Consider the following 10721-nt stretch of genomic DNA (forward strand, 5'->3'; position numbering starts at 1 on the left):
GTTGCAGTGATTGCCTCACGACCGGGAACTATTTCACCGCAAAGGAACGGATGGGCGGGTCGAGCGTCGAGCCGCAAGGAAGAGCGGCATGTCACAACCCGCACTGTGAATTCCTGAAGGAGAGCAGCCATGAGCAATGACCAGCCCGATACCGACGCCACCCACATCCTCGCCGCCGACCACCGCAAGGTCGAAGACCTTTTCGAACAGTTCGAAGGCGCATCCGGCACATCCGCCAAGAAGAAGATAGCGCAGGAAATCTGTACCGAGCTGAAAATCCACGCGATGATCGAAGAGGAAATCTTCTATCCCGCCCTGCGCGGCAAGATCGAGGATGACCTGCTGAACGAAGCCTATGTCGAGCATGACGGGGCCAAGCTGCTTATCAACGACATTGAAGCTGCCAGCGGCGATGAGGACTTTTTCGAAGCCAAGGTCACCGTGCTCAAGGAAGAGATCGAGCATCACGTGACCGAGGAGGAGAAGGAGCGCGACAACATGTTCCAGCAGGCGCGCGCATCAAATGTGGACCTGCACGCGCTGGGCGAACAGATGCTGGCGCGCAAGGAGGAGCTTATGGCCCAGGCCAAGGCTGGCGGCCTTCCTCCTGCGCAGACCACCACGATGTAACCGTGCGACACGCGGCGGCATGATCACCGACCTGCTCGAACCGCAATTGCTGTGGCCGATCCTTGGCGCCATCATTGCCAGCGCGGTCATCGGCGGGGAACGGGAGTTCCGTTCGAGCCCGGCGGGACTGCGCACCCATGTGCTTGTCGGCTTGTCGTGCTGCCTGCTGATGCTGGCCGCAGTACACCAGATCGCTTGGCTGAGCGATGCGCTTGCCGAAGTGATCCGGATCGATCCGGTGAGGATTGCACACGGCATCCTCACCGGCATCGGCTTCCTGTGCGGCGGAGTGATTTTCCGCGAAGGGTTCAGCGTGCGCGGCTGGAAGGGCACGAACAGATAACCGGATACGAAATCCGCCCGCAAGTAGTCTGACCAGATGATGCCGGATGCGGTGGGAGGTGGATGCCCCGTGAGTGTCTAAGGTCACCTGACTGAATCCAAGTCCGACACGCGGCTGCACTCGTGTGGCATTTGGGCCTTGCTCGATCCACAGCGATACTGCCGCATTTCGGAAGGTGTGAATGCAGCAACTCGCGACCTTGGAGCCCACTTGAAGACCGGCTTTGACAACGCCCTCCGCCATCAAAACGGACAGCACGTGGATTGGGCAAGCTCGGCTTCGATGCCGAGCAGAAGGCTACCATAGATCGGAAGGCCAAAGCCCGCGACAACGCCGATCGTTACTCCTTCATCGCTGCTGCTGCCAGCCACGCGCAGCTCTCCGAGAGCGATCAAACGACAGAATGATTCTGCCATTTGATCTCAATCAATGCTTGACGCCTCCCCATTCCATGTAACTATAGTTACAAGTTGGATCGTTCGCCCACGGGGTGACGGAAAAATGGGAGGTTAAGCACGTGAGGAAATTTCATGCATCTCGTGGTCGTCTGGTAATCGGCGTTTCGCTGGCGGCCTTGTGCGTTTCCATGCCAGCAACCGGACAGACAACGCCCGGTATAGACCAGAATGTCAGCGGCGATGCCCCCGATGGGGCTGCTCTGATTGGCGAGATTGCCATCCCCGACGGCCTGGTCGAGGCCTTTGGCACCATCAATGACACCGGAAGTTCCCATGTCAGTGCCCGGGTCGATACGGCGGTTGATGCCAATCCCGGCGCCATAGACCAGTCTGTCGATGCTGATTCGGGTAATGCCCAGGCGATCGTTTCCCTTGACGGCGTGGTAAGCATCAGCGCCGTTGCCGTGGCCGAAAATGATGGTGGCAGCACAAGCGCGGACACCGATATCGATTTCGCTGTCAGGCAGTTTGCCGTGTCTGATGACCAGGCATCCACCCTGCTCACTATCGGGGGGCCGGATGCGAACCTTGCAATCCTGTCCAGCGCGACTGCCACCGGCAGCACCAACGCCAATGCAGATGCCCGCGTCGATCGTGGCGTCGTCCAGGAAGCCCAAGGATCCACCGCATCACTTGAGATCAACAATGCGGGTACAATCACGGCCGCGACAGAGGCAGCGGCGACGGGGGTGACCGGCGCAAATGCCTATTCCTACCTCTACCGCTCCATCTATCAGGAAACCGAGGACCAGCCTGTTTCGCTGCTGAGCATTGATAATGCGGCAGGGGCGGTGATCGCCACCACTTCCAGCGCTGTCGCGGCCACTGAAACAGGCAGCACATATGCGCAATCCTACAACCAGCAGACGGTCCATCAGGAAGTTGACGGAAATTACTATTCCGAGGACGGCGATGTAGGCGAAGTTTCCCTGACTAATGCCGGCGACATCACAGCAATTGCGACCGCCGACGCTTCAACGGAATCCGGCCGCGCCGATGCCTATGCCTATCACGATCTGACGGTCTACCAGCAGGTCGAATATGTCGAACAGGCCAGCACTTTCCTTTCCAACGCCGAAGGCGCGTCAATCACCGGAGAAGCCTGGGCCACGTCGAACACCGGCCTTGGTGACGCCTATGCCCAGGCGCAGAGCTACAATTCGGTCCTCCAGAATAATTATGACTATTACTATTATGATTATTCGAATGACGAAGACGACATTGGCTCCAACGAGGTCGTCAACGCTGGCACGATTTCGACAACTGCGCAGGCGCTAGCCCATACCGATAGCGGTAGGGCCGATGCCTACAGCTATGGCTATAATGCGCTGGGCCAATATGCCCATTACAACGAGAACAATCACAATACGCTGACCAACCTGGCAAGCGGCGTCATCCGATCAAGCGGCACTTCGGCTGCGACAAGTGAAAATGGCCGGGCCGATGCCTATTCATACACTGGTGAAATTCTTTATCAGTATGGTTACGGCCAGTACTATTATTACAATGATGACAATCTGTCCGCGACGGTTTCCAACGTGATCGACAACACGGGCAGCGTCAGCGGCACCAATATCGCCTCTGCTGACGGCTCCAGTGCTGACAGCTATTCCTACGGCAGCGGAATTGTCCGCCAATATGGTTCCTATGCGGAAAGCATTTCCAACATCATTTCCAATGCGGCTGGCGGGTCCATCAGCTATACCGGGTCGGCAACCTCCAACGCCTCTGATGGCGATGCTGAGGCAGAAGGCGATCTTTACCGTCTGACCGATCAGCAGGCTTACAACTACAATTACTACAGCCAGGACAATGGCGAACTGGCCAGCCTGGTTCTGGAAAACTCCGGCACCCTTTCCGGCTCCATTGTTGCAGAAGCAAACAGCCAGTCCGGTGATGCCGATGCGGAATCTGATCTGGATCAGGGTATCCAGCAGTATTCCTATGGCAGCACACGGGTGCATGATCTGAGCATCGCCAATATGGCGACCGGCTCTATCAGCCTGTCGGCAGCATCTGTCGCCAATGCCGTGAACGGGTCAGCCGATGCTGAAACCGATCTGGATGGGGGCATCTATCAGTATGCCTACACCGATTACTACTACACTTCGGATGCAACTGAAGCGACCCTGACGCTGAGCAATGCTGCGGGCGGATCGATCAGCCTGATGGCCGATGCAGAAGCAACAGCCGTCAATGGCCATGCCGATGCGGAAAGCGATGTGGACGGCGGCATTTATCAATATGCCAACACTGATATGTCCAGCCTGTCGATTTCCAATGCAGGCTCGATCTCCATCAGCAGCACTGCCTCTGCCTTTGCCTCGATAGTCGAGGAAGAAGAGGAAAATGGCTCTGAGGACGAAATCGAGGATGCTGTAGCCGTAATGGTGATGCTGCCATCGGCAACGGCTGAAGCGAGCAGCGGTATTGATCCCGCCATCATGCAGCTGGCCTATGGCTCATCTGCCTCGTTGGCCAATACTGGCACAATCAACATTTCCTCTCAGGCAAGTGCAGAAGCTCCTGACGATGCCTGGGCGGGTTCCTTTGCCGAAGGCGTGGTTCAGATGGCCAGCGGGCAGAATGCATCTGTCAGCCTGACCAATGGTGCAGGCGGCAATCTGAATATTGCGTCTGGGGCAGATGCCACGGGCCTTAATGCCTATACCGAAGCGGCCGCAGTGGGGCTGCGTCAGTCGCTTCAGGGCGGCTTCGGGCCGTCCATGATCGATATGGCGGAAGCCAGCATTGCCCAGGGCAATGGGCTGAGCGGTGGCAGTTCCGCCACCTTCAGCAATGCAGGCTCGTTCTCTGTTTCGGCCAGTGCCAATTCCGATGGTGAGGAATACGGCGCTGCCGGTGCAGGCGCGCTGGGGTATGAAGTGTCTGGCCAGCCGCTTGTCGTGGACATCGCCAACTCAGGCACTTTGAATGTGTCGGCCAATGCCACGTCCACCGGCTGGGCCTTTGCCGAAGCGCTGGGCATGTCCGTGGGCAGTTTCAGCTATTTCAATAGCCACAGTGGCTCTCTGGGCACGATGGTGATGGAAGAAGAACCCGAGTTCTGGGGCTTGTCCGGCACCATTTCCAACAGCGGCACCCTGTCTGTTACAGCCATTGCTGAGGGCGGCGATGCCACGTCTGGCGGCACCATGGCCATGGATGCATCCATGGAAGAACCAACAGCCTTTGCTGGCGGTATCCTTGTTGAATCCAACGACCTTGATCTTGCCATAATCAACAGTGGAACCATCCGTGTTTCTGCCATCAGCAATGGTGCTCCGGTAGAAGCTGGCGGCATCGGCGTGTTCGGCGGTGATTTCTTCCCGATCTTCATCATGTCCGAACATGACGGGGAAGAGGAAGAGGAAGCCCCTCGTGTTGCAGGCGTGACCATCGCCAACAATGGCGGCACGATCATCGCGCGTGAAAGCATGGATGGCGGCGTCACATGGCAGCACGGCACAGCGATCAGTGTCGAGGATGCGCCGACGCCGGTAGACATCAACTTCACCGGCAACAGCAATGTCTATGGCGACATCATCCTCAGCGATGATGATGCGATCACCATCGTCAGCGGCACCACCAGGCTCGATGGCACGGTGAACCCGTTCACTGAAGACATGCCCAATGGTGTGCTGGCGACCGCCACCGCCAGCCTTGGCACCTCTGGCCTTGGCGGGGCAATCATGGCCGCCGGTCCGGTTGGGCCGCTGGTGGGCACCTTGACTGTGAACAGCGGCGCCACGCTGCTGCTGGCAAACCAGCCACATAACAACCCCAGCTACAGCGGCCCGGCCTCTGTCAATGTGGACGATTTCACAGTGGCGAGCGGCGGCACCCTGGCGCTGGAACTGCCCAGCTTCACAGCCCCTGCCGCTGCGCAGGCGGCATATCCCTATGTCAACGCCAACACGGCAACCATCACCGGCGCGACCTTGCAGGTGGTTGTCGGGACACCCAATGGCCTGTTTGCCGACAATTACGTCTTTAACGACATCATTGACGCAGGCACGCTGAACGGCCAGTTCGCCAGTGTGGTGACCAATACAGGTTCTGCGTTGCTGGCACCCACGGTCTCCTATGATGCGTCCGACAATGTCGATCTGCGGATCAGCCGCATCGGCTTCGGCGCTGTGGCGGGCCTGACCTTCAACCAGAACGCAGCCGGTGACGGGATCGAGAATGTCTACAGCCCGACACAGGGCGGGGCGTTCGGCACGCTGCTGGCCAACCTGTTCCTGCAAACCCCGGCCACCTATGCCGGCGCGCTGGATCAGCTGACCGGGCATCAATCTGCTGGCTATGTGCAGAACCTGCGGAACAATTCGCTGCAGCTCAGCACGATCATTTCCGACCAGATGGATTGTGCGATCGATCTTGCCGGCTATGAAAACTGTCGCGAGCCTGATGGCGGGCTGCGTCTGTGGGCTCTGGGGATGCACAATGACGCCAGGGTCAGCAGCGATGGCAATGCGCCGCGTTACGCAGCGGATAATCTGCACGCCCTGCTGGGCCTGGATTACACCGTCGGCAATTTCACCATCGGTGCCTTTGGCGGCTACCGCGAGGCAGAGGCTGATTTTGACCGGGACAATGGCCGGATCAAAGCGGATGGCTGGCAGGTCGGCCTGACGGCTGGCTACGATGTCGGCAGCTTCTATCTGCGCGGCAATGCCAGTCTGTCGGATATGAACGGTGACAGCACCCGTTCCGTCGGCATTCTGTCAACTGCGGGCACCATCACCGGCGAACCCGATTTCCGCATCACCTCTGCCTATGGCGAGGCCGGTGTGCGTGTCGGGCTTGGCCAGGCCTGGCTGACGCCATTCGTCGGGGCCGAATACACCAAGGTGAAGCTGGAAGACTTCACCGAAACCGGTGTGCCGGGTGCCAATCTGGCCTTCAACAACCAGAGCGAGGATCAGACCTCCTTCCTGGTGGGCATGAAACTGGCCGGGAACCTTGGCGGCATTGTTCCGGAAGCCAAGGTGGCATACCGGCATGACAGCAATGGTCGCTTTTTCACCACCACCCAGCGGTTCGTGGATGCGCCCGCCGGCTCTGACTTCACGGTACGCTCGCCAGAAACCGATCGCGGCTCGATCATGGCCGGTTTCAGCCTGGCGGCGGCGCTGGGTGATCGGGTGACCGGCAGGCTGGGATACCAGGGCCGGTTTGCGGATGATTTAAAGGATAATGCCTTCTTTGGCAGCCTGAGCATGCGCTTCGGTGGATCGCAGGTGGCTCCTCCGCCGCCTCCCCCGCCCCCGCCGCCTCCGCCGCCCCCGCCTCCGCCGCCTCCGCCGCCGCCTCCCCCGCCTGCGCCGGTGCAGGTCTGCAACCAGGGGCCGTACATCGTGTTCTTTGACTTTGATCAGTCGAACATCACCCCGGAAGCAGCCAGCGTGCTGAACAGTGCGGTCACGGCCTATGGCAACTGCGGCGCAGTGCCGATCATGCTGGCAGGCCACACCGACCGCGCTGGCAGCGTGGAGTATAACCTCGGCCTGGCAGCACGCCGCAACGCCAGTGTGCGCGAATATCTCACTGGCCGCGGCATCCCCGATACCCGCATCTCCAGCGAGCAGTTCGGGGAAGCCAACCCGCGCGTGCCCACCGCAGACGGTGTACGTGAACCGCAGAACCGCCGCGTGGAAATCACTTACGGGCCTGGTTCAGGCAACTGATCTAACCGTAAGCAGAACGGGCACAACAAAAGGGCCGGAGGAAACTCCGGCCCTTTTTGCACCTGAAGGTTGTGAAAATCGGGCGAGCGCGCCGCCAAGGCTGTTCGTCAGCCCGTCAGTCCGCCAGAATGCTACTCTTTCGCAGGGCGTTCAGCAATTCCGGGCGGCTGCGCACCTCCAGCTTCTGGTAAATGCGGTGCAGGGCCACTTTCACTGCCGCTTCACCGATGCCCAGTTCTGCGGCCACCTCGCGGTTGCGCAGCCCGCGTCCCACGGCCTGCACAAGTTGGCGATCGCGGCTCGTCAGCCCTGCTGCCTTGTCCTGATTGTACAGCGCTGCCAAGGTAGCCAGTTCAGGCGAAATGCTGTGTTCACCCCGGGCGGCCTTGGCGACGATCTCGGCCAGTCCGGCGCTGCCATCCTGTTTCAGGACAACGGCGCTCGCCCCGGCCTGCACCGCGCCATACACGCGGTTGTCCTTGTCATAGGCAGTCAGGATAACCACTGGCCGCTCATCGCCTGTTCGGCGCAATTCCTGAAGAGTGGACAGGCCATCACGCACCGGCATCCTGATATCAAGGATGACAACATCGGGCTGGTGGCGCTTGATGGCTGCCAGCGCGGCGTCGCCATCATGCACGGGATCCACCACATCCATGCCGGCCAGTTGCAGCACGGATCTTACGCCTTCACACATGAATTGATGGTCATCGGCAATCAATACGCGGGTCATGATCTATCCAATGGGCAGGCGCATGGACAGGCGGGTGTGTCCAGGCCGTGAACTGAGCTGCAGGGTGCCCTGAATGGCCCTCATCCGGCCAAGCACCGAACGGGGCAGGGCGGCATTATCGCCTGATACAAAGCCCGTGCCGTTATCCGTAAAGTCCATTTGCAGGACACCGCCATCCATGCGCAACGTCACTTCCACCTTGTCAGCCTTACCATGGCGCACGGCATTGGAAACAGCCTCACGCAAAAGGTGATGCAGTTCAAGGGCAATTTTCGGGGGCAGGTCGCCAATGTCCTCTTCCATTTCGAATTCGGCAGTGACGCCCCAGTGATCGGCCGTGCCAGCCAGGGCGGTGCCGATATCCATCATTGCTGTATGGGGTTGGCTGGCATCTTCGCTTTTTCGCAATTGATGAATCAGCGATTCCACCAATTGCCCCTCGCGCATCAGGGCTTGTTGAACATTGGCCAGGGCATCCGCCATGGGCTGGCCAGCCAGGGCTCGTTGCCGAAGGGCTTCCAATTGGAAACTGGCCCCGGCCAGGGACTGGACAACGCTGTCATGAAGGTCGCGGGCAGTGGCCTGCCTGACCTGCTCGACTTCAGCCTCGCGCTGCACGGTTGCCGCGTGGTCGCGGTCCATTGCATAGGCGATTTCTTCCGCCAGAGCCGCGGCAATGTGCAGATGGTTGCCGGTTAGACCCGTCACCCCGGTTATCAGGAAGCTGCCTTGCCCGGCTCGCGAATTGACCGGCATGCAGATGCCAACCGGCTGCGCCAGACAATCCGCCAGGCAGCAGGCTGGAAGATGCCGGATCGGGATGAGGCTGCCATCGTCATCCAGTTGCATCCCACGCTGGCGCTGCCTGTCAAACAGGATGGGCGCGGGCGGCCTTTCCTGCAGATCCATCGCCTCGGGGCCAAGCAGGGCTGTTTGCAGGCCCGTCGTGCCGGGTTCGGCAACATAGACCCAGGGCTCCTGATCCGGTGTCCATGCCGCCGCCACAGCGCTGCACCGGATATGCTGGCGGATGAAGCTTTGCACCGCCGCGATCTTGTCAGCGGTGGAGGCGCCCTGCGGCCATACCAGCTGGGCAGGAACGGGCCGCACGGGCTGTTGCAGGAACCAGCTCAGAAAAACGCTGATCACAATCATGAAGATCAGCCTTTGGCCGTACCAGACTGATTGCCAGTGGGCGGCCCCGGCGTCGATTACCACGCCAACGGCGATATAGGCGGTTATCATCAACAGGGCCGTGATGGCCAATCCGCGCAGCCGCCATAACAAATTGGCGCAGACCAGCAGGAAAATGAAAAAGGCGAGAAACGGACCGCTACCACCGAACCGCGTCCCCTCAAGCCAATAAAGCAGCAGCAGCAGGGTAAACAGCACATCTATGGTGAAGGCGATGCGCCGCAGGTGATGATCCAGCCACCAGTTGCGCCAGGCGATGACCAGCAAGCCGGTACTGAAGGCGAGATAGACCACCAAAGCGGCAACTGCGGGGGGCGGCGCAGGGTTGTTACTTGCCAAATTCACAGCGGCAGGAACCAGCAGCGCAAGCGCCAGCGCGACGCGGCATGCCGCAATCATTCTGCTGGTATGGACCCTTGGCTGCGACCGCATGATACGTTTCCTGCTCACTTCCACCTCATCTGCGAGGAGTAAGGGAGGAATTCCAGCGCCTGATTTCGCCTTCCGTCCGATTTTCACCATGGTCGCCAGCGAGTCAAGGTGAGTGGTCAGGCCAACAGGGTTCGACCAGGATTCTCCCGTCCGAACCCTCGCGTGTTCTGCTGGATGAATCATGGGCCGGTCGCACGGACATGTTGCGACAATTCGCCGAACCCGTGTTGAACAATCGCAGGTCGTCGTGGCGATTAGCCAACGCATCGCGAACCGGAGTGAAAGCGACAAACCAGTCCGGAAATTGGCAATTAGATCTTTTTGATACAAGCCGATGCGGGTGCAGCTCAGTGGTAGAGCAGCAGCTTCCCAAGCTGACGAGAATGGCGGGATTCTGCTGCTTCGAGACGATCAAGTTCGTCTGCTGTGCATGAGATATGGGTGCCCCTCGGTATTCGACGACCTGCACTTGAGCGACATTATGTTGCATACATGTTGCGAGGACCGCCGAGGGCACACGGAAAAGCGCGGGAATGTAGGGGAGTGCGAGAAAATGGCGCGAGGAGATGTCTCGCGCCATTTCTTGAATATACCACTGATATATAGATAGAAAATGGATGCCCCGTGAGGATTCGAACCTCAATAGACGGAGTCAGAGTCCGTGACTAAAGCGCAGATTTCTGCGAGTTTGAGATACCATGTTGCATCTATGTTGCATCTTGGAACAATGCTCGCTCGATTGCAAAACCATCGGTTTGGTGATCCTGTAGCTGCTCAAACAGGTGGCCGTAGGTGTCAAATGTCACCTGGATGGATCCGTGGCCGACAAGCGTTTGCACTCTTTTCGGATTTAAGCCCTGTTCAATCCACAGCGATGCTGCCGCATGCCGGAAGGTATGGATGCTGTATTTCGCGACCAAGGTACCTACTTCGGAGCCGGACCTAACTACTCCTGCCGCCAACAAGATTGGCATCACGTGGTTTTTCGTCATTATCCCGTGGGATAAGACTTTTCCCTGCTGGCTTGGAAAGACAAGGTTCAATGAATGAGCTGGGCAGGCAATCTTCCACTCCCGTAGTGTTGCGATGGCGCGGCCGGGAAGCGGGATCGTCCTGAAACCGGCAACGGATTTGGGAGCTCCTATCACTCCATAGGCATCCGCTCGCTGCTCGACCCTTACCGTGCAGTTCTTTAGGTCCACAGCTGTCCAGGCGATACCTCGCAATTCTGATGCACG

General features: G+C 59.1%; 7 protein-coding genes. 4 read left to right on the forward strand and 3 right to left on the reverse strand.

Annotated elements, in window-relative coordinates; translation table 11 throughout:
* Positions 1–129 precede the first annotated feature (129 nt).
* The 4 genes from M3P36_RS14945 to M3P36_RS14960 all read left to right on the forward strand — a co-directional run bounded on the left by M3P36_RS14945 (position 130) and on the right by M3P36_RS14960 (position 7124).
* Positions 130–630, forward strand: a complete 501-nt coding sequence (locus tag M3P36_RS14945; RefSeq protein ID WP_249704505.1) for a hemerythrin domain-containing protein — start codon at positions 130–132, stop codon at positions 628–630.
* A gap of 19 nt (positions 631–649) precedes the next feature.
* Complete coding sequence (locus M3P36_RS14950) at positions 650–973, forward strand: MgtC/SapB family protein (RefSeq protein ID WP_249704506.1); 324 nt, start codon at positions 650–652, stop codon at positions 971–973.
* Between the two features lie 263 nt (positions 974–1236).
* Positions 1237–1380, forward strand: a complete 144-nt coding sequence (locus M3P36_RS14955; RefSeq protein ID WP_249704507.1) for a hypothetical protein — start codon at positions 1237–1239, stop codon at positions 1378–1380.
* 4415 nt (positions 1381–5795) lie between these two features.
* Entirely contained in the window at positions 5796–7124 is a 1329-nt protein-coding gene (locus M3P36_RS14960) for an autotransporter domain-containing protein (RefSeq protein WP_283773517.1), read from the forward strand.
* 115 nt (positions 7125–7239) lie between these two features.
* Here M3P36_RS14960 and M3P36_RS14965 read toward each other — a convergent pair whose 3' ends face one another.
* From M3P36_RS14965 to M3P36_RS14975, 3 genes are all read right to left on the reverse strand, one after another.
* Positions 7240–7845 (reverse strand): response regulator, encoded by a 606-nt coding sequence (locus M3P36_RS14965; RefSeq protein ID WP_249704508.1) that lies wholly within the window; start codon positions 7843–7845, stop codon positions 7240–7242.
* Between the two features lie 15 nt (positions 7846–7860).
* Complete coding sequence (locus tag M3P36_RS14970) at positions 7861–9573, reverse strand: sensor histidine kinase (protein ID WP_249704509.1); 1713 nt, start codon at positions 9571–9573, stop codon at positions 7861–7863.
* Between the two features lie 617 nt (positions 9574–10190).
* The coding region (locus tag M3P36_RS14975; RefSeq protein WP_249704510.1) for a site-specific integrase at positions 10191–10721 on the reverse strand (531 nt) is incomplete at its 5' end.

Source organism: Altererythrobacter sp. KTW20L, from assembly GCF_023501975.1.
Lineage (GTDB): Bacteria > Pseudomonadota > Alphaproteobacteria > Sphingomonadales > Sphingomonadaceae > Alteraurantiacibacter.